The sequence below is a fragment of the Streptomyces sp. NPDC043853 genome, assembly GCF_056436025.1.
The window spans coordinates 1-26,469 of the sequence record NZ_JBWKDJ010000008.1 but is presented as its reverse complement, the minus strand read 5'-3'; the positions used below and the strand labels follow the sequence as shown (position 1 = coordinate 26,469).

Annotated in this window: 16 protein-coding genes; 14 read left to right on the top strand and 2 right to left on the bottom strand. The window is 68.8% G+C overall.

From position 1 onward, the window contains the following. Positions 1 to 67: 67 nt before the first annotated feature. The 9 genes from AC067U_RS21440 (at position 68) to AC067U_RS21400 (ending at position 11,033) form a co-directional block, all read left to right on the top strand. Positions 68 to 976 carry an N-acetylneuraminate synthase family protein gene (locus tag AC067U_RS21440; protein WP_478831348.1) on the top strand — a complete coding sequence of 303 codons (909 nt, stop codon included), beginning with the start codon at positions 68 to 70 and terminating at the stop codon, positions 974 to 976. 172 nt (positions 977 to 1,148) lie between these two features. Continuing rightward, positions 1,149 to 2,369 (top strand): hypothetical protein, encoded by a 1,221-nt coding sequence (locus AC067U_RS21435; protein WP_478831347.1) that lies wholly within the window; start codon positions 1,149 to 1,151, stop codon positions 2,367 to 2,369. Between the two features lie 137 nt (positions 2,370 to 2,506). Then, on the top strand, positions 2,507 to 3,751 hold the full coding sequence (locus AC067U_RS21430; RefSeq protein WP_478831629.1) for an amidohydrolase: 1,245 nt from the start codon (positions 2,507 to 2,509) through the stop codon (positions 3,749 to 3,751). A 222-nt stretch (positions 3,752 to 3,973) separates the two neighbouring features. Next, the gene (locus AC067U_RS21425) at positions 3,974 to 5,026 is read left to right on the top strand and encodes a BMP family lipoprotein (protein WP_478831346.1); all 1,053 of its coding nucleotides are present in this window, start codon (positions 3,974 to 3,976) and stop codon (positions 5,024 to 5,026) included. Positions 5,027 to 5,209: 183 nt separating this feature from the next. Continuing rightward, positions 5,210 to 6,868 carry an ABC transporter ATP-binding protein gene (locus AC067U_RS21420; protein ID WP_478831628.1) on the top strand — a complete coding sequence of 553 codons (1,659 nt, stop codon included), beginning with the start codon at positions 5,210 to 5,212 and terminating at the stop codon, positions 6,866 to 6,868. Then, positions 6,865 to 7,980, top strand: coding sequence for an ABC transporter permease (locus AC067U_RS21415; protein WP_478831345.1), 1,116 nt, complete (start codon positions 6,865 to 6,867; stop codon positions 7,978 to 7,980). Before AC067U_RS21420 ends, AC067U_RS21415 begins: the two co-directional genes overlap by 4 nt. After that, complete coding sequence (locus tag AC067U_RS21410) at positions 7,977 to 9,236, top strand: ABC transporter permease (RefSeq protein ID WP_478831344.1); 1,260 nt, start codon at positions 7,977 to 7,979, stop codon at positions 9,234 to 9,236. The genes AC067U_RS21415 and AC067U_RS21410 overlap by 4 nt, the downstream gene beginning before the upstream one ends. A gap of 5 nt (positions 9,237 to 9,241) precedes the next feature. Continuing rightward, complete coding sequence (locus AC067U_RS21405; protein WP_478831343.1) at positions 9,242 to 9,640, top strand: cytidine deaminase; 399 nt, start codon at positions 9,242 to 9,244, stop codon at positions 9,638 to 9,640. A 115-nt stretch (positions 9,641 to 9,755) separates the two neighbouring features. Continuing rightward, the gene (locus AC067U_RS21400; RefSeq protein WP_478831342.1) at positions 9,756 to 11,033 is read left to right on the top strand and encodes a thymidine phosphorylase; all 1,278 of its coding nucleotides are present in this window, start codon (positions 9,756 to 9,758) and stop codon (positions 11,031 to 11,033) included. Between the two features lie 413 nt (positions 11,034 to 11,446). On the opposite strand, the gene AC067U_RS21395 is transcribed toward AC067U_RS21400, so the two are convergent. Further along, on the bottom strand, positions 11,447 to 12,427 hold the full coding sequence (locus tag AC067U_RS21395) for a sigma-70 family RNA polymerase sigma factor (RefSeq protein ID WP_478831341.1): 981 nt from the start codon (positions 12,425 to 12,427) through the stop codon (positions 11,447 to 11,449). 159 nt (positions 12,428 to 12,586) lie between these two features. Further along, a complete protein-coding gene (locus AC067U_RS21390) occupies positions 12,587 to 15,757 on the bottom strand; it encodes a DNRLRE domain-containing protein (protein ID WP_478831340.1) in 3,171 nt (1,056 codons plus the stop codon). Positions 15,758 to 16,355: 598 nt separating this feature from the next. On the opposite strand from AC067U_RS21390, the gene AC067U_RS21385 reads away from it, so the two are divergent. The 5 genes from AC067U_RS21385 to AC067U_RS21365 all read left to right on the top strand — a co-directional run bounded on the left by AC067U_RS21385 (position 16,356) and on the right by AC067U_RS21365 (position 26,075). Beyond that, complete coding sequence (locus tag AC067U_RS21385) at positions 16,356 to 23,741, top strand: ricin-type beta-trefoil lectin domain protein (protein WP_478831339.1); 7,386 nt, start codon at positions 16,356 to 16,358, stop codon at positions 23,739 to 23,741. Positions 23,742 to 23,746: 5 nt separating this feature from the next. Next, positions 23,747 to 24,253 carry a hypothetical protein gene (locus AC067U_RS21380; protein WP_478831338.1) on the top strand — a complete coding sequence of 169 codons (507 nt, stop codon included), beginning with the start codon at positions 23,747 to 23,749 and terminating at the stop codon, positions 24,251 to 24,253. Between the two features lie 202 nt (positions 24,254 to 24,455). Further along, positions 24,456 to 24,602, top strand: coding sequence for a hypothetical protein (locus AC067U_RS21375; protein ID WP_478831337.1), 147 nt, complete (start codon positions 24,456 to 24,458; stop codon positions 24,600 to 24,602). A gap of 125 nt (positions 24,603 to 24,727) precedes the next feature. Beyond that, positions 24,728 to 25,093, top strand: coding sequence for a hypothetical protein (locus AC067U_RS21370; protein ID WP_478831336.1), 366 nt, complete (start codon positions 24,728 to 24,730; stop codon positions 25,091 to 25,093). Between the two features lie 490 nt (positions 25,094 to 25,583). Next, on the top strand, positions 25,584 to 26,075 hold the full coding sequence (locus tag AC067U_RS21365; RefSeq protein WP_478831335.1) for a hypothetical protein: 492 nt from the start codon (positions 25,584 to 25,586) through the stop codon (positions 26,073 to 26,075). Positions 26,076 to 26,469: the final 394 nt, after the last annotated feature.

Here is a 26,469-nt window from a genome sequence, read left to right as displayed (position 1 = left end):
CACCCGGACAGGAAGCCGTACCGGCACCCGCACACGCACCCGTACCGACCGAAGGACGCAATCCCGCATGAACGACACCCAGAACTCCCGTCTGCGCCCGCTCGGCTCGCGCACCGCCGGCCCCGGCCACCCGGTCTACGTCGTCGGCGAGATCGGCATCAACCACAACGGCGACTTGGCCAACGCCATCGCCCTGATCGACGCGGCCGCCGAGGCGGGCTGCGACGCGGTCAAGTTCCAGAAGCGCACCCCGGAGATCTGCACCCCGCGCGACCAGTGGGACATCGAGCGCGACACCCCCTGGGGCCGCATGACCTACATCGACTACCGCCACCGCGTGGAGTTCGGCGAGGACGAGTACCGCGCCATCGACGAGCACTGCAAGGAGCGCGGCATCGACTGGTTCGCCTCCCCGTGGGACACCGAGGCCGTCGCCTTCCTGGAGAAGTTCGACGTCCCCTGCCACAAGGTCGCCTCGGCCTCCCTGACCGACGACGAGCTGCTGCGCGCCCTGCGCGCCACCGGCCGCACCGTGATCCTCTCCACCGGCATGTCCACCCCGGCCCAGATCCGGCACGCCGTCGAGGTGCTCGGCAGCCCGAACATCCTGCTCTGCCACGCCACCTCCACGTACCCGGCGAAGGCCGAGGAGCTCAACCTGCGGGTCATCAACACCCTCCAGGCGGAGTACCCGAACGTCCCGATCGGCTACAGCGGCCACGAGACCGGCCTGCAGACCACCCTGGCCGCCGTCGCCCTCGGCGCGGTGTTCGTCGAGCGCCACATCACCCTCGACCGCGCCATGTGGGGCTCCGACCAGGCCGCCTCCGTCGAGCCGGGCGGCCTGCAGCGCCTGGTCCGTGACATCCGCACCATCGAGACCGCCCTCGGCGACGGCGTCAAGAAGGTCTACGAGTCCGAGCTCGGCCCCATGAAGAAGCTGCGCCGCGTCCAGGGCACCGTCGCGGCGGTCTGACCCCGGCCTGCTGCGCGCGGGCCGTCCCCCCCACCTCGCCCCTCCTGCCCCGCGCCCCGTCAGGGGCGCGGGGAACTGCGCGACCAGCCACCACCCACCTGCCCGCAGGCCCGGTGCAAACGGGTCCGCCCCGAACCGGGGGCGGGGTCCGGGGCGCAGCCCCGGTTTCGGGATGGGGGTCCCCCCCCGCACGGAGTGTGGGGGAGGGCGGGGAGGGGAAAGGCCCCGCGCAGCGGCTCCGCACCCCCGAACAGGAGTCGCCGTGAACACCCCTGCCACCACCCTCGCCTTCGTAGAGAGCCCGGTCCAGCTCCTCAACGTCCTGGAGTGGGCACACCAGCACAGCGCGCAGCGGCCCGTGCTCAACGGGGTCCCCGCCCAGCCCGGCCACGGCTCGGCCGCACCCGCCCCCGGCCCCGCGGAAGCGCTCCGCATCATCGTGCTGCCCCCCACCGACCCCATGTCCCGCGGCCAGCTCCGCCGCGTGACCGGGATCGCCCGGGACGAGGGCCACGCCGTGCACTGGCAGGAGGCGCGCGGCGGCGCCGGCGCGCCCTTCAAGGCCCTCGCCGCGCTCGCCGGACAGGTCCGCGGGGCCGAGCGGATCGTCGTCGGCGACCCCTTCTCCCGGTTCGTCCAGCTGCTGCTGGTCCCGGCCCGCGCCAAGGAACTGGTGGTGGTCGACGACGGCACCGCGACCATGGAGTTCCTGGCGCAGGCCGGCCGCGGCGAACGGCTCCGCCGCTGGCACCGCGGCCGCGGCGGCACGCTCGGCCGGATCAAGGAGCTGGCGTACGCGCCGGTGTCCGGCACCGCCCGGCGCCGGCTCACCCCGGCCGACGGACGCCGGGTGGCGGTCTTCACCTCCATGCCGGTCACCCCGCTGCCGGGCATGGAACTCCGGGTCAACGACTTCGGCTGGACCCGCTCCCGGTTCGGCCCGCCCCGGATCTCCAAGGGCACCGACCTGGTCGGCACCTCCCTGGTGGAGACCGGCGTGGTCGACGCCGGCCGCTACCTGGAGGCGGTCTCCCGGCTCACCCGGCAGCACGGCGCCACCCGCTACTTCGCCCACCGCCGCGAGTCCCCGGAGAAGCTCCGCGCGCTGAGCGAGGCGACCGGGCTGGAGATCGTACGGCCCGACCTGCCGCTGGAGCTGATCGCCCGGCGGGGCCCGGTCGGCCGGACCATCCTCAGCTTCCCGTCCACGGTCGTCCACACCCTGCCCTACGCACTGGCAGGTACCGGCGTCCGCGTGGCCGTCTGCGACATCGATCCGGCCTGGCTGACGTCCGCCGCCACACCGAAGGCCCGGACCTTCCTCGCCGGGGTCACCGACACCGCCCGGGACGTGCACCGACTCCCCGCGCAGGCCGCTCCGGCGGCCGGATGAGCGGCGGAGTTTACCCCCGGGTGCAGGCGGTCATGCGTCCGGAGGACGGGATTTCTTCCCCGAACGGGTTGAACTTTTCCTGATCTCCACCCAGTTGGCGGTGATGTACGCCTACCCTTCAACAGGTGAACCAGTTGATGTCCCGCGAGTCCCAGACCGCCCTGCCAGGAAAGCCCGCCCAGCCCGAGCTGCCCGGCAAGGTACCGGATCGCCTGCGCGCCGAACTGATCGCATTCCGCCGGGACTTGCACATGCACCCCGAGCTCGGCCACCAGGAGTTCCGGACCACCGCCGCGATCAAGGCCCGGCTGGAGAAAGCCGGCCTGCGGCCGCGCGTCCTCCGGTCCGGCACCGGGCTGATCTGTGACGTCGGCACCTGGGACCGGGAGTGGCCGATGCTGGCGCTCCGCGCGGACATCGACGCCCTGCCCATCCCGGACGCCAAGACCCACGCCCCCTACCGGTCGACCGTCCCGGACCGGGCGCACGCCTGCGGTCACGACGTGCACACCGCGACCGTGCTCGGCGCCGGCCTGGTCCTCGCCGAGCTGGACCGGCAGGGACTGCTGCCCCGCCCGGTGCGGCTGGTCTTCCAGCCGGCCGAGGAGGTGCTGCCCGGGGGCGCCACCGAGGCCATCGAGTCCGGCGTCCTGGACGGCGTAGGCAAGATCATCGCGGTGCACTGCGACCCGCGGGTGGACGCCGGCAAGATCGGTCTGCGGACCGGGCCGATCACTTCGGCCTGCGACCGGCTGGAGGTCAGCCTCGACGGGGCCGGCGGCCACACCGCACGCCCGCACCTGACCACCGACCTGGTCACCGCGGCCGCCCGGGTGGCCGTCGACGTGCCCGCGCTGCTGGCCCGCCGGATGGACGCCCGTTCGGGCATGTCCGTCACCTGGGGCCGGATCGAGGCCGGGCACGCCTGCAACGTGATCCCGATGCACGCCGAGCTGTCCGGCACGGTGCGCTGCCTGGACCTGAACGCCTGGCACGAGGCGCCGGACCAGATCCACGCCGCCATCGACGAGGTCGCCACCATGCACGGGGCCAAGTTCGAGATCAACCACGTCCGCGGGGTGCCGCCGGTGGTCAACGATCCGGTCGTCACCGAACTGCTCCGGGAGGCGATGGCGGCCCGGCGCGGCGCCGAATCGGTCGAGGACACCGAGCAGAGCCTGGGCGGCGAGGACTTCTCCTGGTACCTGGAGCACGTCCCGGGCGCCATGGCCCGGCTCGGCGTCCGCGTTCCCGGCGACCCCGTCAAGCGCGACCTGCACCGCGGCGACTTCGACGTGGACGAGTCCGCGATCGCGGTCGGAGTGGAGTTCTTCACCGCCGCCGCACTGATCGACGGCCGTAGGTCAAGGCCGATCCGGTAGGACCCGTTACAACACCGGCGCGCCGCGCGTCGGACCCGTCCAGCCCTTGGTACACAAGGGCTGGACCGCCCACCGGTTACTGTTCGGTCACTGTCCGGTTCGCGACGATCCGATAACGACTCATGAACGGGCCTTTAACTGACATCTACGCGCGTTACGATCGCGGCGAAACCAGCGCCGGTTCAGAGGCGCTTTCAGGTCAGGTTTTGAAGGAGCCTCCCCTTGCGCCGGATCACCCGAATCGCAACCGTGGGCATCGCGTCCGCGGCTCTCGCGCTGTCCGCCACCGCGTGTGGCGGCAAGAAGTCCGGGGACGCCTCGTCCTCCGAGACGAAGGAAGCCACCGCCGCCATCGCCTACGACATCGGCGGCCGCGGCGACCAGTCGTTCAACGACGCCGCCTACGCGGGTCTGCAGCAGGCCGAGAAGGACCTGCAGATGAAGGGCAAGGAGGCGGAGCCGACCGAGGGCGAGTCCGACGCGGACAAGGTCCAGCGACTCACCGAGCTGGCCCGCAACGGCTCGAACCCGGTCATCGGTGTCGGCTTCTCCTACGCCAAGGCGATAGAGAAGGTCGCGCCGAAGTTCCCGAAGACCACGTTCGGTCTCATCGACGACACCTCGGTGAAGGCTCCGAACATCGCGAACCTGGTCTTCAACGAGGAGCAGGGCTCCTACCTGGCCGGCGTCGCCGCCGCCAAGGCCTCCAAGACCGGCACGGTCGGCTTCATCGGCGGTGTCGAGGTTCCGCTGATCAAGAAGTTCGAGGCGGGCTTCGCCCAGGGCGTCAAGGACACCAACCCGAGCGCCAAGGTACTCACCAAGTACCTGAGCCAGCCGCCGGACTTCTCCGGTTTCGCCAAGCCCGACCTGGGCAAGGCCGCCGCGCAGGGCCAGCTGGACGCCGGCGCGGACGTGATCTACGCGGCCGCCGGTCTGGCCGGCTCGGGCGCCATCGAGGCCGCCGCCAACAAGGGCGCGTGGGCCATCGGTGTCGACTCCGACCAGTACAACCAGGCGGGCCTGGCCAAGTTCAAGGACAAGATCCTGACCTCGGTCACCAAGGACGTCTCGGACTCGGTCTTCAACCTGATCAAGTCCGTCAAGGACGGCAAGCCGCAGACCGGTGAGATCCGCTACGGCCTGGACAAGGACGGCGTCGGCCTGGCCGACTCCAACCCGGAGTACAAGAAGATGACGGACCTGATCGCCGCCGTCGAGAAGGCGAAGGCCGACATCATCGCCAAGAAGATCACCGTCAAGACCGCTCCGTAAGGAAGCGTCTCGACAGGGGTCCGGAGGGCTGCCCTCGCAGCAGTCCTCCGGGCCCCGAACGGCTTTTGCCGCCGACTTTTCATTTCTGACAGTGCTACGCGCGTAGAGCGCACAGGGACGCGATAGCGTCACCCACCGCCCTGTCCCCTGCCCTCGACTCCTTCCGGCCAAGGAGAGTGCGTCATCAACGCGTCCAGCCCGCCCCTCGCCGTAGAACTGCACGGCATCACCAAGCGCTTCCCCGGCGTCGTCGCCAACAAGGACATCGCCATCACCGTCCGCAAGGGCACCGTGCATGCCCTGATCGGCGAGAACGGTGCCGGCAAGTCGACCCTGATGAAGATCCTCTACGGCATGCAGAAGCCGGACGAGGGCACCATCGCCATCAACGGTGAGCAGGTCTCCTTCAACAGCCCCGGCGAGGCCATCGCCCGCGGCATCGGCATGGTCCACCAGCACTTCATGCTGGCCGACAACCTCACCGTCCTGGAGAACGTCGTCCTCGGCGGCGAGAAGCTCTACGGCATCGGGGCCAAGGCCCGCAAGAAGATCATGGAGATCTCGGACGCGTACGGCCTCGGCGTGCGCCCGGACGTGCTGGTCGAGGACCTGGGCGTCGCCGACCGGCAGCGCGTGGAGATCCTCAAGGTCCTCTACCGCGGTGCGCAGATCCTGATCCTCGACGAGCCGACCGCCGTGCTCGTGCCGCAGGAGGTCGACGCTCTCTTCGACAACCTCCGCGAGCTCAAGGCCGAGGGTCTGACCGTCATCTTCATCTCGCACAAGCTGGGCGAGATCCTGAAGGTGGCCGACGACATCACCGTCATCCGCCGCGGCACCACCGTCGGCACCGCCGACCCGAGGACCGCCACCACCAAGCAGCTCGCCGAGCTGATGGTCGGTGCCGAGCTCCCCTCGCCGGAGACCCGCGAGTCCACGGTGACCACCACCCCGATGCTCCAGGTCCGGAACCTGAGCCTGGCCGACAAGGCGTCCATCACGACGCCCGAGGCCATGGCGCCGAACATCGAGATCGAGTCGGAAGAGGTGCACGAGCACGTCCCGGCCGGCCGGCTCCTGCTCGACAACGTCAGCTTCACCATCCACAAGGGCGAGGTCCTGGGCATCGCCGGTGTCGAGGGCAACGGCCAGACCGAGCTGATCGAGGCCCTGATGGGCATGAACACCCCCGACGCGGGTGTGATCACGCTCGACGGCACGGACATCACCAAGACCCCGGTGCGCAAGCGCCGTGAGGGCGGCATCGGCTACATCCCCGAGGACCGTCACCGGCACGGCCTGCTGCTGGAGTCCCCGCTGTGGGAGAACCGCATCCTCGGCCACGTCACCGAGGCCCCCAACTCCAAGCGCGGCATCCTCGACCCGAAGGCCGCCCGCAAGGACACCGAGCGGATCGTGCGCGAGTACGACGTCCGCACCCCCGGCATCGAGGTCACCGCGGCCTCGCTCTCCGGTGGCAACCAGCAGAAGCTGATCGTCGGCCGCGAGATGAGCCACAACCCCAAGTTCCTGATCGCCGCCCACCCCACCCGCGGTGTGGACGTCGGCGCGCAGGCGCAGATCTGGGACGCGATCCGCGAGGCCCGCCGCGAAGGCCTGGCCGTACTGCTGATCTCCGCGGACCTGGACGAGCTGATCGGCCTGTCCGACACCCTGCGCGTCATCTACCGCGGCCGCCTGGTCGCGGACGCCGACCCGGCGACCATCACCCCGGAGGAGCTGGGCACCGCCATGACCGGCGCCGCCGCGGGCCACCTGGAAGCCAACGACACCAACTCCGCCGCTGCCGACGGTGACACGACGGAGGACGAGGCCCGATGAAGAAATTCGACAAGGACCGGCTGATCCTCGGCTTCGCCGGGCCGGTGCTGGCGCTGGTCAGTGCGTTCCTGCTGACGATGGTCGTGCTGGCGGCGACGGGCGTGGACCCGATCGAGCCGCTCCGCCTGATGGTCGAGAACGGCACGTACGAGGACGTCCAGATCCTCATCGTGAACCAGGCCGGCACGTACTACCTGGCGGCGCTCGCGGTGGCCATCGGCTTCCGCATGAACCTCTTCAACATCGGCGTCGACGGCCAGTACCGGTTCGCCGCCATGATCTCCGCCGTGGTCGGTGCCGCGGTGACCCTGCCCGGGCCGCTGCACATCCTGCTGATCATGATCGTCGCCATGCTGGTGGGAGCCGCCTGGTCCGGCATCGCCGGCATCCTCAAGGCCAAGCGCGGCGTCAGCGAGGTCGTCTCCACGATCATGCTGAACGCCATCGCGACCAGCATCATCGCCTGGCTGATCCTGCCGAAGAACCTCGGCGTGCAGCCGCCCGGCTCCAACGACCTGAACACCGGTGAGATCGCCGAGTCCGGCTGGTTCCCGGCCCTCGCCCTGGGCGACTCGGGCGAGATCTACGGCTTCACCTTCGTGGCCTTCGCCCTCGGCATCCTCTACTGGTTCGTCCTCAACCGCACCCGGTTCGGCTTCGACCTGCGCGCCAGCGGCGCCAGCGAGTCCGCCGCCACCGCCTCGGGCGTGGACTCCAAGCGGATGATCATCACCGCGATGCTGATCTCCGGCGCGGTCGCCGGCCTGGTCGGCATGCCGGTCCTGCTCGGCGAGAGCCACACGTACAGCCTGAACTTCCCGGTCGGTGTCGGCTTCACCGGCATCACCATCGCCCTGCTGGGCCGCAACAGCCCCGTCGGCATGTTCTTCGCCGCCCTGCTGATCGCGTTCATCGACAAGGCGTCCGCCGGCCTGGACACGGCCGGCTACGCCAAGGAGATCGGCACGATCATGAAGGGCCTGATCGTGATCGCGGTCGTCGTCTCCTACGAGCTCGTCGGCCGCTACGGCACCCGCCGACAGCAGCAGAAGGTCGGCGAGGAGCTGGCCGCCGGCCACGCCATCAAGACCGACAAGGAGGTCGCGGCGTGAGCGCCGGTACCGTTTCCGCGAAGAAAGCGGCACCCGCCCCGGGCGGCCGCCGCAAGCTGACCCTGCCCTGGATCCTGCTGATCATCGCCGGCGGCCTCCTGCTGGTCTCGCTGGTCCGCACGATCTCCGGCGCCGAGGACCTCACCTCGGTCGGCCAGATCTCCGGCACGCTCCAGCTCGCCGTCCCGATCGGCCTGGCCGGCCTCGGCGGCCTCTGGGCCGAGCGCGCGGGCGTGGTCAACATCGGTCTCGAAGGCATGATGATCCTCGGCACCTGGTTCGGTGCCTGGGCCGGCTACCAGTGGGGCCCGTGGACCGGTGTCGTGCTGGGCATCGTCGGCGGCGCCCTCGGCGGCCTGCTGCACGCGGTCATGACCGTGACCTTCAACGTCAACCACATCGTCTCCGGTGTGGCCGTGAACATCCTGGCCCTGGGCTTCACCCAGTACCTGTCGGAGTTCACCTTCGCCGACGCCCCGGGCGGCTCCTCCAAGCAGTCCCCGCGCATCGATCCGATCACCACCATCACCGTGCCGGGAGCCGACTCGCTGGCCGAGCTGCAGGACAAGCACTGGTTCCTGGTCTCGGACATCGCCGGCATCGTCGGCGGCGTGCTGACCGACCTGTCGCTGCTGACCGTGCTCGCGCTGCTGCTGGTCCCCGCCACCTGGTGGGTGCTGTGGCGGACCACCTTCGGTCTGCGCCTGCGCTCCTGCGGTGAGAACCCGATCGCCGCCGAGAGCCTCGGCGTCAACGTCTACAAGTACAAGTACATCGCCGTGGTCGTCTCCGGCGGCCTGGCCGGTCTCGGCGGCGCCTTCCTGGCGATCGTCTCCACCGGCATCTACCAGGAGGGCCAGACCGGCGGCCGCGGCTACATCGGTCTCGCCGCGATGATCTTCGGTAACTGGATGCCCGGCGGCATGGCGCTGGGCGCCGGCCTCTTCGGCTTCACCGACAGCCTCAAGCTGCGCGGCGGTGCCGAGAACGTCCTCGCCGTGGTGCTGCTGATCGCGATCCTGCTGGTCCTGGTCGCCGCCTGGCAGCTGTACCGGAAGCAGACCACCAAGGGCATCGTCACCGGTGTCTGCGCGGCCCTGCTGTTCCTCCTGTACGCGGTCACCGACGAGATCCCGAGCCAGTTCGTGGACGCCGCCCCGTACGTCACCACCCTGCTGGTGCTCGCCCTGTCGGCGCAGCGTCTGCGGATGCCCAAGGCGGACGGCATGCCGTACCGCAAGGGCCAGGGCAAGTGACGCCGGTGACGACCGCGCACACCCCCGACTGGGACGCCCTCCGCGCGGCCGCCCGGGACGCCATGTCCCGGGCGTACGCCCCCTACTCGGGCTTCCCGGTCGGTGTCGCCGCCCTGGTCGACGACGGCCGGGTGGTGCAGGGGTGCAACGTGGAGAACGCCAGCTACGGCCTCGGCCTGTGCGCCGAGTGCGGGCTGATCTCCGCCCTGCAGCTGTCGGGCGGCGGCCGGCTGACCCACTTCACCTGCGTGGACGGCAAGGGCGAGCTCCTGGTCCCGTGCGGACGCTGCCGCCAGCTGCTGTTCGAGTTCGGCGGCCCCGAGCTCCAGGTGGACACCCCGGAGGGCATCCTGCCGCTGTCCGCGATGCTCCCGCAGGCCTTCGGGCCGGACCATCTCCGCTAGGGCTTCCTCCCGCGGCCCCCGCACCCCGTCCGGTGCGGGGGCCGCACCCTTCTCTCCCCTCAACGCGCGTAGAGTCGCGTACGTACGAACATGTCCGGAAGGAACTGGAACTGCCATGGACGTCATTTCCGTCATCCGCACCAAGCGTGACCGCGGTGAGCTGAGCCCCGAGCAGATCGACTGGGTCATCGACGCGTACACCCGCGGTGTCGTGGCCGACGAGCAGATGTCCGCCCTGGCGATGGCGATCCTGCTGAACGGCATGAACCGCGCCGAGATCGCCCGCTGGACCGCCGCCATGATCGCGAGCGGCGAGCGCATGGACTTCTCCTCCCTCTCCCGCCCCACCGCCGACAAGCACTCCACCGGCGGCGTTGGCGACAAGATCACCCTGCCGCTGGCCCCGCTGGTGGCGGCCTGCGGCGCGGCCGTCCCGCAGCTCTCCGGCCGGGGCCTGGGCCACACCGGCGGCACCCTGGACAAGCTGGAGTCCATCCCCGGCTGGCGCGCCCTGCTCTCCAACGAGGAGATGCTGCACGTCCTGGACACCACCGGCGCCGTGATCTGCGCCGCCGGCGACGGCCTGGCCCCGGCGGACAAGAAGCTCTACGCGCTCCGCGACGTGACGGGCACGGTGGAGGCCATCCCGCTGATCGCCTCCTCGATCATGTCCAAGAAGATCGCCGAGGGCACCGGCTCCCTGGTCCTGGACGTGAAGGTCGGCTCCGGCGCCTTCATGAAGAACATCGAGGACGCCCGCGAGCTGGCCCGCACCATGGTCGGCCTCGGCACCGACTCCGGCGTCAAGACCGTCGCCCTGCTCACCGACATGTCGACCCCGCTCGGCCTGACCGCCGGCAACGCCCTCGAAGTCCGCGAGTCGGTCGAGGTCCTGGCGGGCGGCGGCCCGGCGGACGTCGTGGAGCTCACCCTGGCCCTGGCCCGCGAGATGCTCGACGCGGCCGGAATCAAGGACGCGGACCCGGCGAAGGCCCTGGCCGACGGCTCCGCCATGGACGTCTGGCGCCGGATGATCGCGGCCCAGGGCGGCGACCCGGACGCGAAGCTCCCGGTCGCGCGCGAGCAGCGCGTGGTCACCGCCGCCGCCTCGGGCGTGCTGACCCGGCTGGACGCGTACGGGGTCGGCGTCGCCGCCTGGCGCCTCGGCGCGGGCCGCGCCCGCAAGGAGGACCCGGTGCAGGCTGGTGCGGGCATCGAGCTCCACGCGAAGCCGGGCGACTCCGTCACGGCCGGCCAGCCGCTGATGACGCTGCACACGGACACCCCGGAGAAGTTCGAGTACGCGCTCGCCGCCCTGGAGGGCGTCTACGACGTCGCCGCCGCGGGCACCGACTTCACGGCCACCCCGATCGTGCTGGACCGCATCGCCTGACCTGCGGTTTCCCATTCGGGTGAACGGGACCGGCGGACCCCCGCCGGTCCCGTTCGTCATGCTGGGACCGGTGCCAACACGACACCTTCGGCTTCCCGCGTCCGTAGGCGTACGTCGGCCCGCCGATGAATTTCGCCTCTCCCAGGGGTCACCAGCGTGTGGAGATCAGAATCCTGGCCCTGGAGGGGCCCGAAGCCGACCCCGCCGAGCTGTGCGCGCGCGTGAGGGCGATCTGCCGGGACGGGCCCGGTGAGGTGGTGTGCGATGCCACCGCCCTCACCGCGCCCACGCTCGGGACGGTGAACGCGCTCGCCCGGGCAGCGCTCGCCGCGCGGCGGCTCGGTGTGCCCTTCCGGGTACGCGCCTCGCCGCCGCTGCGCGGCCTGCTGGAGCTCGTAGGTCTCGGTGAGTCGCTAGGCCAGCCGCTCCGGGAGCCCGAACAGCGGGAACCAGCGGGCCGTGTCCAGGAAGGCGTTCAGGCCGGTGATCCGCCCGTCTGAGATCTCCAGCACCTGGAGCGCCCACGGCGTGTGCCCGTCGCCGTCCTCCGCGATCCGGTACTGGCCGAAGGCCGGCATGCCGTTCGCGGTGGTGGGGACGAGCCTCGACCCCTTGCAGCCGATGCCCTGGTTGAGGTGCCAGGCCGCGATGTCGGGGATGCCCTGCAGCCACAGGTCGAAGGGCGGCATGGACAGCACCGCGTCCTCGTGCAGCAGCGCGGTCAGGGCCGTGATGTCGTACGCCTCGAAGGCCGACAGGTAGCGCCCCAGCAGCTCGGCCTGGTCCGCGTCCAGCGGATCGGCCGGGCTGCTGTCCCGCGGCGGGTGCGCCGCCATCGTCGCCCGGGCCCGCTGCAGGGCGCTGTTCACCGAGGCCACCGTGGTGTCCAGCAGTTCCGCGGTCTCGTCCGCCTTCCAGGCGAGCACCTCCCGCAGGATCAGCACGGCACGCTGCTTGGCCGGCAGGTGCTGCAGCGCCGCGACGAACGCCAGCCGCACCGACTCCTTGGCCAGCGCGGCCTCCGCCGGGTCGGCGGTCTGCGGCAGCACCCGCCCGTCCGGCACCGGCTCCAGCCAGGTCACTTCGGGCCGCTCGTTGAGCACGGCGGAGGACTGCGCCTGCGGGGCGGTCAGGTCCATCGGCCGGGCCCGCTTCTTCCCCGCGTTCAGCAGGTCCAGACACACATTGGTGGCGATCCGGTACAGCCAGGACCGCACCGAGGAACGCCCCTCGAACTTCTCCCAGCTCCGCCAGGCCCGCACGTACGTGTCCTGGACCGCGTCCTCCGCGTCGAAGGACGAGCCGAGCATCCGGTAGCAGTACCCGGTCAGCTCGACCCGGTACCGCTCCATCGCCGCGTCCAGCTCCGGATCCGTCGTCGCGAGGTCACTCATGTCGCCCGTCCCCCTGGGTAGTTCCCGTCACTCCGGAAACTACCCGAGAGCACTGACAACGGCAGCCGGAACCACCACGCCGCCCGTCCCGCACACGAAAACGGCCCGTGGCCGGGGGCGGAACCGTCCCCGGCCACGGGCCGCACCCGTCGTCCGGGCTCACCCGACGCCGAGGAACCCGCCCCACCCGTCGTCGTCACCCGCGCCGGTGGCGGCCCCGAGCTGATTCTTCCCGCCCGCGTACAGGACCTGCTTCCCGTCGGCCTTGACGGCCCAGATGTCCGGGATGCCGTCGCTGTTCACGTCCGGGGTGCCCAGGACCTTCGGCACGGCGGCCCTGCCCCAACCGGTGGCGGCGTAGGTGTAGTCCTTGGCGTCCTGCGACGCGCCCGCCGTGGCGATGGAAACGAGGTCCACCCCGCCGTTCGCCCCGGGCTTGCCCTTGCGCAGGGCGAGACCCCGGTCGGGGTCCGCGTCGTCCCGGAAGATCAGGTCGGGGACGCCGTCGCCGGAAACGTCCCGGACACCGACGATGTCCCGCATGCTCCAGCTGCTCGCAGACATCTGCCTGGCCTCGGCGAAGGTCGCCCCGCTGTAGCCGGTGAACGCCCAGAAGGAGTCGCCGATGCGGGCGAACGCGTCCGGCATGCCGTCGCCGGTGACGTCCTCGGTGGTGACGAACTGGTCGAAGGTCGCGGGATCCGGAGCCCCGGCCGGGAGCAGGATCTCGATGCGGCGCGCGGTGTCGAACCGCCCGGTGCCGTCGCCGGGATACACGTACAGGTTCCCGTCGGGCATACGGGCGACCAGGTCCGTGAGGCCGTCGCCCGGGTACCAGTCGGTGGAGTGGGAGACGAGGGCCGGCTTGCCGGAGGAGTCCTTCCAGTACCCCGAGGAGATGATCTTGTCTCCGTTCAGGGCGGCCGGCATGGACGCGTCGGTGTCGCCCTGGGAGTCGCCCGGGTAGGTGCGCAGGTTCCCGTCCGCATTGATGGCCAGAACGTCCGGGAATCCGTCGCCCGTGACGTCGCCCGGCTTGTCCAGGCCGGCCCGCGGGCGCACGTAGAAGGTGTAGGCGACCCGCGGCGAGGGGTTCCCGGCCTTGTCGATCGTCTTCACGTAGAGCACGTTGGGGCCGGCCGTGTCGACCTTGAGCTTGATGGAGCCGAGCGCGTTCGCGGTGTCCCAGACCCAGGTCGTCTGGTCCAGGACGGTGTCGTTCAGACTCCACTTGAACTCGCGGATCTCCTCCGCCTTCGTTCCGTTGCCGAGCACCTCGATCCACTGGTCCGGAGTGCCGGCGGGTTCCTGGCTCCACACCGAGCCGTCGGGCCCGGGCGGAGGGAAGTGGGCGGAGCGGACGGCCGGGCTGGCCGGCGCGAGGTGGTCGACGGTGAAGGTGCACCAGCCGCTGCTGCCGGAGTCCACCGGGCCGCTGCCGGACCAGGCGCCGTCCCAGTCGATGACCCGGGCCAGCCAGTGGTAGGTGCGACCCGAGGTGAACGTCGTCCAGGGGAGCTTCTTGGTCATCACACCGTTGGTCGGTGAGACCTGTTCCCGGAAGACGCCCTGGCCGGAGTCGGCGTCCCAGATTTCGAGGTCGACGGACTTGATGTTGGCGGTGCCGTCCGGGTCGCTCGCCTTGACCTCGAAGGTCAGGTCGGTCTTGGCGATGCTCAGGCCGGGCCTGCTGGTGGTGCATCCCCCTCCCGGTTCGGTGCGCATGTCCGAAGCGGTCGGAACCTTCGGCGGATTGACATAGGTGATGTCGATGACCGGGGCCGATTCACCGTTGGCGAGGAACTTCTTCCAGTAGGAGGAATCGGATTCGTTCGCGGCGCGCAGGCCGAGTGACAGTGCGCCCCAGCGGTTCTTCGCCGCGTCGATGGCGGCTGACTTCATGTCGATGCCGACCCATGCGTCCGGGCACTGGTCGGAGCGGTAACCGGCCGTGTTGCTGGATGAGTTGACGTACTTGGACCAGAAGGTGCCGTTGTCGGTGTTGTTCCAGGTGCTGGAACTGGAAACCCAGCCGGTCTGGTAGAGGTGGTAGGCGCGGGCTGCGCATCCCCACGAATAGGTCTGGAGGGTCCTGAAATATGCCGAGGTGATCGTCGCCCCGTGCATCTCGCTGCCGAATGCGAAGTTGAAGGCCGCCCGGGAGGTGCCGCCGGAATCCGACTCGTAGCCGATGCGCGCCTCGGTCGTTCCATTGGGATTGAAGTTCTGGCCGTTGTAGAAGCTGGCGTTGCCCTCGGACTTGTAAAAGAGGGACCAGCTGTGCTTCCGCCCCTTGAAGAAGGGGTCGATGAAGACCGGGTAGGTGGTGTCCGCGCTGTCGAGCAGCTTCCGGTCGGGCGTGACGGTCAGCGTGTTGTCCGGTGCGAGCGCGGACCGGGCCACGGCTTTGACGGCGCCCTCGGCGCTGTTGATGCCGGGCAGCGAGAGCCCGGCGTGCTGCCGTGCGGTCTCGCTCAGCGCGGGCGCCTGCTCGCCTTCGGTACGGACGATCTTCCCGGAGGAGTCCCACATGTAGGGCGTCGGGGAGGCTGCGATCTCCTCGCCCTCGCCGTTCCGCGCGCTGACCACCTGGGTCGTCCCGTCCAGGTGGAAGGTCAGGTCGGGGGAGGAGAGGTGGTATCCGATGCCGGCCAGCAGCGGGTCTGCTGCGGCCTCGCGGGTGTGGACGATCAGCAGGTGCGAGTAGCCGTTGTCATGGGCGGTCATCAGCAGGTCGATGCCCGGCCGGACGTTCTCGTAGAGGGCGCGGGGACCGTCCACGACGGGCTGAGGGAGGGCGCCGGGCCACTTGACCGTGATCGTGTGGCCTTCGGTGGTGAAGCTGACCAGATCGCTCCACCCCGAGCCGGGCGGCGCCGTCGACGGCGCCGAACGCGCAACCGAAACCGCCTCCGCGGCGCCGAGTGCCGTGCGCGGAAGGTCACGTGAGGCGCGACCATTACCCGCGTTCTGCTGGGCCTTCTTCTGCGCACTGCCGGAGGAGAAGACGACGGGGCTGTTGGCCGCCTTGGGTGCGTAGCCGCCCTTGACGGGCGCCAGCGTCGTGTCGACGGCCTTCCACTCGCCGCCTACTTTGACGCGGACCGCGCTGCTGTGGATCCGGCTCCGGCTCTGGCCGTTCGGCTGCGCCCACGTCGTGCTGCTCGCCGTACGGGCGGCGGTGACCTCCACGTCCTTGCCCGTCTCGCGGGCCTTGCGGGCGGCCGTGGGCGCGTCGACCATGCCGTTGCGGCCGGCCGGCTCCTGAGGCTTTCCGGAGCTTCCGGACGTCAGGTGGACACCCAGGGGGACCGCGAGAGCGGCCACCACGAGGAGAGCCAGGGCGGCCGGTCCCCGTCTGCGGCGGCGACGTCCGCCGACACCCGTCGGCCCCGGCTGCCCGCTTTCCGGATCCGGTCTTTCGTCAACGGGTTGCTGCAACGCGACCACGCCAGTCCTCTCCCCCCTCGGGCGCGTGAAAGGCGTCGCCCTTGGTCTTCGTACTCGTCTCAGAATTCGGCCGATCGGCCGCAAAACGGGATGGGCAATCCCCATTGCCATCCGGGCACACGGATGTGCCAGCTGAGCATGCGTCATGGGGGGCGCGGAGTCGTTCTCCGAATTGTTATCCAACCCCCGACAAGAGTCCTTTTTGCGTCTTATTTGCCATCATGTGGCTTCGGTAAGTGATAAAGGGCACACCCCTTGTGGATCTATGGATTTTCTGTGGAAGCGACCCTCACAATCACCTGGCAATTTGTCAGTTCCCTGCCCTGGGGCCAGATCAGACGCACCAGCAGGCGCGTGGGGGGATCCACACATGTCGCCGTTCTCGGCGGATAACTTCCGGCTGCCCGGAAACCGGAGGGCTCGTGCTGCCCGCGCGCGCCTGGCCGGCCGTGCCGCAGCCGCACTTTCTGCGGTTCTGGTGGCGACGTTGCTGCCCGCGCAGGCTTGGGCGGCGGGCCCGGGGGACCGCAACGCCATCTCGCTGCCCGAACTCGACGAGGACAATCCGGTCAAGCCGGATGTGCCGAGGGCCCAGCTGCTTCAGGGTTGGGACGGGACCTCGACCGCCAAGTTGGACGAGTACAACCCGTCGAAGCTCCAGGTGCCCGCCGCAAAGACGGAGCCGGTGCCCCTGTCGCCCAGCGACACCGGGCTGGTGAAGGCCCCGACCCTTCCGGTCAGCATCGGCAAGGCGTCGTCCACCCCGGAGAACCCCAACCCGCCCGCCCCTTCGGGGACCTGGCTGGTCCAGGTCGGGGCCCGTAGTGTCACCGAGACCGCTGACGTCGACGCGGCCATCATCAAGGTCGTACCGCCGGAGCAGGGTTCGGCCCCGGTCGACGTCCAGCTCGACTACAGCCAGTTCAAGGACCTCTACGGCACCGAGTGGTCCACGCGACTCCAGCTCAAGCAGTACCCGGCCTGCTTCCTGGACACTCCGCAGCTGGAGGAGTGCAGCACCCCGCAGGACGTCCCGTCCGTCAACGACCCGGCCACGGGCACCGTACGGGCCACTGTCGACCCGGCCACGGCACCCAGCGAGGGCATGACGGCCATGTCCGGGGGCGGCGGTCCCGTCGTCCTGGGTGCCTCGGACTCCGGCGCCGGCGCCGGCGGCAACTACACCGCCAGCCCGCTGTCCCCGTCCGGGACGTGGACCGCCGGAGGCAGCAGCGGTGCCTTCAACTGGTCCTATCCCATGGGCGTTCCTGCACCGCCCGCGGGCCCGGCGCCAAAGATCGACATCTCGTACTCCTCCCAGGCCGTCGACGGCAAGACCTCCGTCCAGAACGGTCAGGCGTCGTGGATCGGCGACGGATGGGACTACCACCCGGGCTTCATCGAGCGCCGCTACCGCGGCTGTGCCGACGACACCAAGGCCGATGCTGCCGGGAAGAAGCCCAACAACGACAACACCGCGGACAAGAAGAAGGGCGACCTGTGCTGGGCCAGTGACAACGCCGTCCTCTCGCTCGGCGGCAGCAGCACCGAACTCGTCCACGACACGGCCACCGGCGCGTGGATGACGGCCAACGACGACGGCTCCCGCATCGAGCACAAGACCGGCGCGACCGGCAACGGGGCCCGGGACGGCGAGCACTGGATCGTCACCACCCGCGAGGGAACCCGCTACTTCTTCGGCCGCCACGACCTCGGCTCCGGGATCACCACCGATTCGGTCTTCTACGTCCCGGTCTTCGGCAACCACCCCGGCGAGCCGTGCTACCAGACGACGTTCGCCGCCTCCGCCTGCCAGCAGGGCTGGCGCTGGAACCTCGACTACGTCGAGGACGTCCACGGCAACGCGATGTACGTCGACTGGCAGCGGGAGACCAACCGCTACGCCAAGAACAACAAATACAAGAAGAAGACCACCGAGACGGACAAGGCTGCGGAGCGGTACGTCCGCGGCGGCTACCCCACGCAGATCAACTACGGCCTCCGGTCCGACGCGATCAACGGCCCCCCGGCTGCCCGGGTCACCTTCGCCGTGGCCGAGCGCTGCCTGGAGGAGAAGCCCAAGTGTGACAACGCGAAGTTCGAGTCGAAGAACTACTCGGACAAGCAGGTCTGGTGGGACACGCCGTCCACCCTCCTCTGCAAGGAGGACGACGCCAACTGCTACACCGGCTCGCCCACCTTCTGGACGCGCAAGCGCCTGACGGCCATCACCACCTTCGCGCAGCGCACCGAGGGCTCCACCGCCCTGTCCGTGGTCGACAAGTGGACGCTCAACCACGACTTCCTCACCACCCTCACGGACACGCACCCGCCGCTGTGGCTGAGCTCCGTCACCCGCTACGCGTACGCGGTCGACGCACCGAAGGACGCCAACGGCAACCCGATCGGCGAGGACATGCCGCCGGTCAGCTTCCTGCCGAACCAGAAGCGCATGCCCAACCGGGTCAAGGCCGGCGACAAGGACCAGACGCCGGGCTTCGACCGGCCCCGGATCGAGACCATCCGTACCGAGACGGGCGGCGAGGTCTTCGTCGACTACTCGGAGAAGTGCCCCGAGACCGGCACCTTCCCCGACCCCGCGAACAACAAGTCGAACTGCTACCCCGTCCACTGGTCGCCCGACGGAGACCTGGACAAGCCGCCGCTGGCCTGGTTCAACAAGTACCTCGTCGAGAAGGTCCTGGAGAAGGACCGCGTCGGCCGCCAGGAGGCGGTCGTCACCTCGTACGAGTACCCCGTGGACGGCGCCGCCTGGGCCAAGGACACCGACGAGTTCTCCAACCCTGACCAGCGCACGTACAACCAGTTCCGCGGCTACGAGACCGTCCACACCAGGAAGGGCCTGACCAAGAGGACCGGAGAGGCCGACGCGCGGGAACAGACCCAGACCACGACCCGCTACTTCCGCGGCATGTCCGGCGAGAAGGGCCCCGAGCCGATTCCCGTCATGGACTCCACGGGGGCGGTCAAGCTCGGCGATGACCTGCCGCAGTACGCGGGCATGACCGCCGAGACGATCACGTACACCAAGGCGGCCACCACCGGCCGCAAGGTGGCCGAGCGCGAGCTGAACTGGCCCTGGCACAAACTCCTGGGCTCCCGTCCCCGCGGGGCGGGGCTCGACCCGCTGGAGGCGTACCGGACCGGCATCTCCAAGACCGAGACGATCGAGACCACCAGCACGGGCACGCGCACCGTGCGCAAGCTCTCGGAGTACGACGCCACCTACGGCCTGCTGACCGCGGCCCAGACGGAGTCCGTCTCCTCGGCCGGCACGGTTGATCTCACCTGTGCCAAGACCACCTACGTCCACAACACCGGCAGCCACCTGATCGGCCTCCCGTCCGGCGTCCGCACCACCGTCGGCGACTGCGCCCAGTCGGCCACCGCGCAGCAGCTGTCCGCGACCCGAACGGCCTACGACACCGCGGGCGCCTTCGGTCAGCCCCCCACCAAGGGCAACGCCGTCCAGGTGGATGCCAACGACGAGACCGGCACCGGCTGGATCACCACGGCCCGGACCGAGTACGACGCGCTGGGCCGGTCCGTCAAGACGTACGACGCCGCAGGCAACGCCACCAGCACGACGTACAGCCCTGCCACCGGCGTGCCGTTCACGGTGACGGTCACCAACCCGCTCGGTCACACCTCCACGACCAAGTCGGACCCGGGCCGGGACACCGACCTGGAAGTGACCGACGCCAACGGCCGCAAGACCGTCGCCAAGTACGACGAGTTCGGCCGGACGACGGCCGTGTGGAAGCCCTCGCAGAAGCTCACCGACAAGCCGGCCTTCCAGGCCTCGTACCAGATCAGCGACCAGAAGCCGCCGGTCGTCCAGACCGGAACGCTGCGGGACGACAACTACTACGACGACACCGTCACCATCTACGACGGCCTGCTGCGTCCCCGCCAGGTGCAGACGGAGGCAGCCGGCGGCAAGCGGATCATCACCGACACCTACTACAACGAGGGCGGCGGGGTCCAGAAGACCAACAGCGGCTATCTGGCGGACGGCGTCCCCAACCGGGAGATCTTCGTCCCCGAGGCCGAGGTCCCCAACTCCAAGCAGATCGCCTACGACGGCATGGGCCGCCCAGTCCGCGAGACCACGTTCCACGCGGGCGCCCCCAAGGACACCACGACCACCGAGTACGCCGGCGACTGGACGCTGACCCGCACGGGTATGGCACCCGGCGGCCAGACCCCGCTGGTGGGCAGCCGTGCCCAGAAGGTGTGGACCGACGAACTCGGCCGCACCGAGCGGATCCAGCACTACACGGCGTTGGACCTGATGACGTCCAACGACACCTCGTACTTCTACGACCTGCGCGGGAAGATCACCAAGGTCACCGACCCCGCCCACAACGAGTGGACGTACACCTACGACGCGCGCGGCCGGCAGAAGACCGGCAACGACCCCGACACCGGCAAGACCGAATACGTCTACAACGACCTCGACCAGCTGACCTGGACCCGGGACTCGACCGGCCGGGCGCAGCACTTCAAGTACGACGCCCTCGGCCGCAAGACCGCCCTCCGCGACGACGCGTGGGACGGCCGGCTGGCCGCCACCTGGACCTTCGACACCCTGCCGGGAGCCAAGGGCCAGCCGGTCGCCTCGACCGTCTTCGATGAGAACGGCAAGGCGTACGTCCGCGAGGTGACCGGGTACGACACCGAGTACCGGCCCACCGGCAGCAAGATCACGATTCCCGACACCCCCGACACCAAGGGACTGGCCGGCAGCTACGCGTACAACACCACCTACACCTTCACGGGGAACGTCCAGTCGACCACCCTGCCGTCCACCCCGGGTGGTCTGGCAGCCGAGCGCGTCGTCACCCGACACGACAAGGCGGGCAGGCCGACCAGCGTCTCAGGTTTGGCCTGGTACACCGCGGACACCAGCTACAGCCCGTTCGACGAGGTGCTGCGCACGGTCAGCGGGGCCGCCCCGGAGCGGGTGTGGACGACCACCTACCGCGACGAGTACACGGGCCGGGTCACCAGGACGGTCGCGGACCGGGAATCCGCCCCGTACCGGATTTCCGACACCGCGTACGAGTACGACCCGGTCGGCAACATCACCGAGATCGAGGACACCCGGCCGGGCGGCAGCATCGACCGCCAGTGCTTCACGTACGACCCCCTGGGCCAGCTGCGCCAGGCGTGGACGGGCAAGACCGACTGCGCAGGCCCTTCGACGTCCACGGTGACGGCCGGTCCGGACGGTGACGGCTACTGGTACACGTACGACTTCGACAACATCGGCAATCGGACCACGTTCGTCGACAAGGACCTCACCAACGACGACTACGACGACAAGCACACCTACACGTACGGCATCAAGATCCCGAACAACGGGACCCAGCAGGAGCAGACGACCCAGCCGCACGCCCTCGCGTCGGTCAAGATCGACACGAAGAAGCCGGGCTCCTCGATCACGGCCCTTTCCTCGTTCGCCTACGACAACGCGGGCAACACCACCAGCCGCACGATCGACGGCGACACCCAGAAGCTGACCTGGGACCGGCAGAACAAGCTGACTTCGGCCAGCAGCCCGGGCGTCGGCGCCTTCCCGCTGATCGGTCTCTCCGGCAAGTGCCTGGACGTGCAGTCGGCGAAGACCGATGACGGCACGCCGATCCAGCTGTATTCCTGCAACGACACCAAGGCGCAGCAGTGGCGTCTGTCCGGTGACACGCTGCAGGCGTTCGGCAAGTGCGCCACGTCCACTGGCGGCGCGGTCACGCTGGCCACCTGCAACGGCAGCGCGAACCAGAAGTTCGTCCACCGCTCCGGTGACAAGAGCCTGCACCACCCGTCCACGGGCAAGTGCATCGAGGTTCCCGGCGCGAACGACGCCAACGGCACGGACCTCGCCGTCGCCACCTGCAACGCCGCCTCGGCCGCGCAGCAGTGGAACTTCACCGACGTCACCACCTACCGCTACGACGCGGACGGCAACCGTCTGCTGGAGAACACCGGGGCCACCCGCACGCTGTACCTCGGCGACGCCGAGATCACCGTGGACGCCGCGGGCAAGGCGATCGACGCCCGCCGCTACTACGCGGGCACGGGCGGCGTGACGACGGTCCGCCACACCTACGGCAAGACGATCGGCCACAGCCTGTCGGTCCAGCTCGCCGACCACCACGGCACGACCACCACGTCGGTGGCGCTGAATGCCGGGCAGGACCTGTCCCGCCGCAAGTTCGACCCGTACGGCAACCCGCGGGGCACGGCGGGCACGTTCCCCAGCAAGCGCACCTTCCTCGGTGTCGGCGTCGAGGACATGACGACGGGCCTGACGCACATCGGTGCCCGCGAGTACGACCCGTCCGTGGGCCGGTTCATCAGCGTCGACCCGGTCATCGACATCACGGACCCGCTGCAGATGAACGGGTACGCCTACGCCAACGGCAACCCGGTGATGAAGTCGGACCCGACCGGTCTGATCATCGCCGAGTGCGGCACGGGCGAGCTGAAGTGCACGAGCGGCGGTACCAAGGTCACCGGCAAGGGGCCGAAGTACTACTCCTACGGCCGGGTGGCCCACAAGAGCAGCTGGGCGACGAACTCCGGCGGCTCGACGAAGAAGGCGAAGAAGTGCAGCGGCTTCAGCTTCTGCCAGCTGGGGCGGGCCAAGGCGAAGGCGGAGAAGGTCTGGCACGAGCACAAGGTCGAGATCGTCGCCATTACAACGGAGATCGTCGTCGGCGCGGCCTGCGTTTCGGCAGCCGGAGGTGCGGCCGTGGCGACCGGCGGCGCCGGAATCGCCCTGGTGGCGGGCTGCGGAGCGATAGCCGGCGCGGCCGGCGCCGCAGTCACCAACGCCATGACACCCGGCGCCGACCACAGCACCTTGGGCGTCCTGAAGGACATGGGCGTCGGCGCCATCGGCGGCGCAGCCGGAGCCGTGGTGGGCCACGGCGCGGGCACCCTGGCGGCCAAGGTCGGGGGCAAGCTCGCCGCGAGGGTCGTAGGGAGCTGCGCAACCCGCAACAGTTTCGCGGTCGGCACTCACGTCGCCCTGGCGGACGGCACGATCAAGGCGATCGAGGACATCGAGATCGGTGACGTCGTCCTGGCGGCAGACCCGGAAACCGGAGAGACCTCACCCAAGAAGGTCACGGCAACGATTGCCGGCGAGGGCACCAAGAACCTCGTCGAGATCAAGGTCAAGGCGGGCGACTCCACCGAGACCATCACGGCCACGGACCACCACCCGTTCTGGGTCCCCGAACTGAAGGAATGGCGCAACGCCACCGACCTCCAGCCCGGTCAGTGGCTCCAGACCAGCGCCGGCACCCACGTCCAGATCACAGCGGTCAAGCGCTGGACCACCCTCCAGGCCGCGGTCCACAACCTCACGGTCGAAGACCTCCACACGTACTACGTACTGGCGGGCGCCACCCCGGTCCTAGTACACAATTGCAACGTTACGGTCTACCGGGCCCAGCGTGCCGGGGGGCATAGTGAGCGGGTACACATTGATGCCGGCGGGAACGTCACGATGAGCGGTGACGCGATGATCCATGTCAATATGAGCGGCAACATCGCGCACACCGAGGCATTTCGCGGCGCGGAGAGCCAGATCGTCGCCTTCGACGTTCCAAAATCGTTCCTCGACGAGGTCCGCGCCGCAGCCATCGGCCAGCGTCGACCGAAGGGTATGAGTCGGCGAGAGTGGAACATCGACTCCGTGGGCAGACCTCAGATCGATGATCCGAAGGTGGCGGCAGACCTTTACGGAATTCCGCATGACTTGTTTGGTGGTGAGAACTTCTCTGCGTTGCTTTCTGCCGTGATTCCTGGTTCCGGGAGAGTGATTCGATGACTTCATTGGCTGAACTTGCCAGGATCGCTAACCGTCCCGATGCCTTCCCGGATGGGATGTTGTCGGCGTTCTACATCGAGGTGGAGGCGTGGAACGAGACGGAGGTATTTGGGCGGCGGCTACGGGAGTTGGTCGGGGCTGGAGTCAAGGCGGCTTTGGAAGCTGACTTTGAGTCTGAGATGATCTCGGAGGCCGACATGCCCGCTTGGGCTGCTGATGCTTGGGCGGAGGCAGCTCCGAGGTATGCGGCGCATCGGGGTGATGAGGAGTGGACAGTTCAGGATCTCCTGTACTCATTCGAGCCGGGTCAGCGGACTTGGTCTTGGTGGGATGTGACGGCGGTATCCGGAAATATTGTGTGCATGTGGATTGATTCGCAGGGAGAGGCGGTATACGGCTGCGAGGAGCTCCGGTGGATGGTCTATGCGGCTGGCGCGCGGTCAGTGGTTGGGCCGTTGCTGCGGGACGTTGGGGAGTGGGAGCGGTCGGCGAGTCTTGGGAACAATTCATGACATGACAGAGAGGGAAGCGGCGGACTGGCTTGAGCCTGCCGAGAGCCTGGGCTGATCATTAACAGGCTACGCCTCCATTCATTTGCCAAAGCAGTTCGTGATAGCAAAATGAAGCCCCGCCGGGTGCGTCCTGGCGGGGCTTCTGCGTGGCGTGACGGCAGTAGATGACGGCAACGTCAGCGGACGATGGGGCAGGGCGGCGGTGACCCGAGCCCGAGAGGCGGCCCCGGAGTGGATGCGGCACCAGAACATGGCCGCCGAGACCATGCAGGAGATCCTGGGCAAGCGCAAGCGCACCCTCACAACGGAGATGCGAGAGATGGCCAACTACCTGGGCGTCGTCGGATAGCTACCACGCAACGCGATACTTCCGGCACGCTCCGTCGATAACTGGCATGCCTCGCCGATGGAGTGACGGACAGTAGACCCCTACGGTCGCCGTATTCCATTCGGAGACCCAGGTGGGGGTGGACCATGAGCACATCCAGGACCGACGCGGACCGCATGCGCCGCAGGGAGTTGCGCGACGCGGCGGCAGGCGTGACCGGTCCCCGGTTACTGCCGTGGACCACACAGGACGGGAACCCCTGCTACCTCAGCACCGACGGCAGGGGCTACCTCTCCTCACTCGCAGACAGCATTGAAGAGGTGCAACTCGACATGGGCGAGGAACTCCTGGAGTACGCCCGCGGAGTCGTGGCTCCCGGAGCCAAGGTGCTCTCGGCCGTCGAATACCGGTGGCTCGCCTGCCGGCTGACCGAAGCCCTGGCTGACGCACTCCGGGTCGCCGAATCACGCGGCGACCGTATCCCCGCTCCGCGCGAGAACCCCGGCTCCTGACGGCAGTAGCGACGGCAACAACCACGGATCCAGGCGCACAACCACGGACTCCGGCGGACCACCAAACCCCGCCCCACCTGCATAAAAGCAGCTAGAGGAGGCGCTGCCAGCACACGTACCATGTGCTGGCGGCCGCCACGCCGCTACTCGTCCACAACTGCGGAGGCGGCACTGCAGGTCACTCGACCGCTTGCGCCTGTGCTTCTGGAGCTCAGCCCAGGCTGGCCAATGGACAGATGGGCCCCAGTCTCAACCCGCGGCCGAGCCCAGCTCCATCCACTCACGGAAACTCGCGAAACAGCACCGCGACGAACTACCTCTATGTTTTGGAGGATGGCAATGAGGGCTACCTCAAGACTGGCATCACCCAAAATCCGGCAGGTCGGTACTCTGCAAAGGATATGGCCGCGATGGGTGCGGCTCGCATGCGCGTGCTAACTAGTGGTTCGCGCGCGAATATGCTTGACCTGGAGAGGTGGATCGTGGAGCGTTGGCCTGGTCCGTTCAACAAAGAGGCGCATGCAGGGAAAATGTATCTGGGGTTGTGATGTCGGTGATTAATGAAGATGCGAGCGCGTCCCTTGATCCGCTTTCGGTGAGGTCGATCATTGGTGGGGGGCTTGAAGACAAGCGGTGGACCTCTGCGCTCGACTCCCTGCAGGCGCCACTGCAGGAAATCGAAGCGCTGCCTGATGTCCCGTTTAATCTGACGGTCACCTACTTTGTTCCAGGGGAAGTCTATGGTCCGAAATTCTCTGGAATCAGGATCGGATCCTTTCTGAAGGACTTCCGATCTCTGGTTGTTCAGGTGGCACTCCCAAGGCATCCCGAGAAGGATGCGGAAGCGGAAATGCTTGACCTCCTCGATAAGTCCATTGCTAGGGCAGAGGACTGGGGGAAGCGGAAAAGGTTGCTCTCTGGCCAGTTGGATGCGGCCAGGAGGGCCGCATCCCATCTTCGAGGCACACTCCGGCCCGATTAGGGCATCACCTCTGGGTGGCCACTTGGGACTGCCGTGACTGTCGGCCCTTGCGAGTGGCAAATCAAGTAGTAGCAAACGTGAAGCCCCGTCAGGTGCGTCCTGACGGGGCTTCTGCGTGGGGTGACGGCCGTGGTTGACCGCAACGTCAGCGGACGGGAGCGGGGCAGGGCGGCGGTTCGGCGCTGCCGCTGTTACCCGTCTCGGTGGTCTCCGGTTCTGCCGGCCAGGTCCAGGGTCAGGGCTCAGCTGCTGCACTGGATGGCGTGGGAGGCGTACCAAGACGTCGTTTCTTATGGCTACGGTGTGGAGTGGACAGCTTCAGGGAAGCCCAGCTCGTCCAGCAGCGCGTCGAACAGCTCCTCCACGAAAGTCTCCTGTGTGCGCAGCAGTTCCT

What these genes read in the sequence shown, in the direction of transcription:
- AC067U_RS21430 (WP_478831629.1), top strand. Translation starts at nt 2,507, where the DNA reads ATGTCCCGCGAGTCCCAGACCGCCCTGCCAGGAAAGCCCGCCCAGCCC.
- AC067U_RS21435 (WP_478831347.1), top strand. Translation starts at nt 1,149, where the DNA reads ATGGGGGTCCCCCCCCGCACGGAGTGTGGGGGAGGGCGGGGAGGGGAA.
- AC067U_RS21395 (WP_478831341.1), bottom strand. Translation starts at nt 12,427, where the DNA reads ATGAGTGACCTCGCGACGACGGATCCGGAGCTGGACGCGGCGATGGAG.
- AC067U_RS21400 (WP_478831342.1), top strand. Translation starts at nt 9,756, where the DNA reads ATGGACGTCATTTCCGTCATCCGCACCAAGCGTGACCGCGGTGAGCTG.
- AC067U_RS21370 (WP_478831336.1), top strand. Translation starts at nt 24,728, where the DNA reads ATGAGCACATCCAGGACCGACGCGGACCGCATGCGCCGCAGGGAGTTG.
- AC067U_RS21415 (WP_478831345.1), top strand. Translation starts at nt 6,865, where the DNA reads ATGAAGAAATTCGACAAGGACCGGCTGATCCTCGGCTTCGCCGGGCCG.
- AC067U_RS21440 (WP_478831348.1), top strand. Translation starts at nt 68, where the DNA reads ATGAACGACACCCAGAACTCCCGTCTGCGCCCGCTCGGCTCGCGCACC.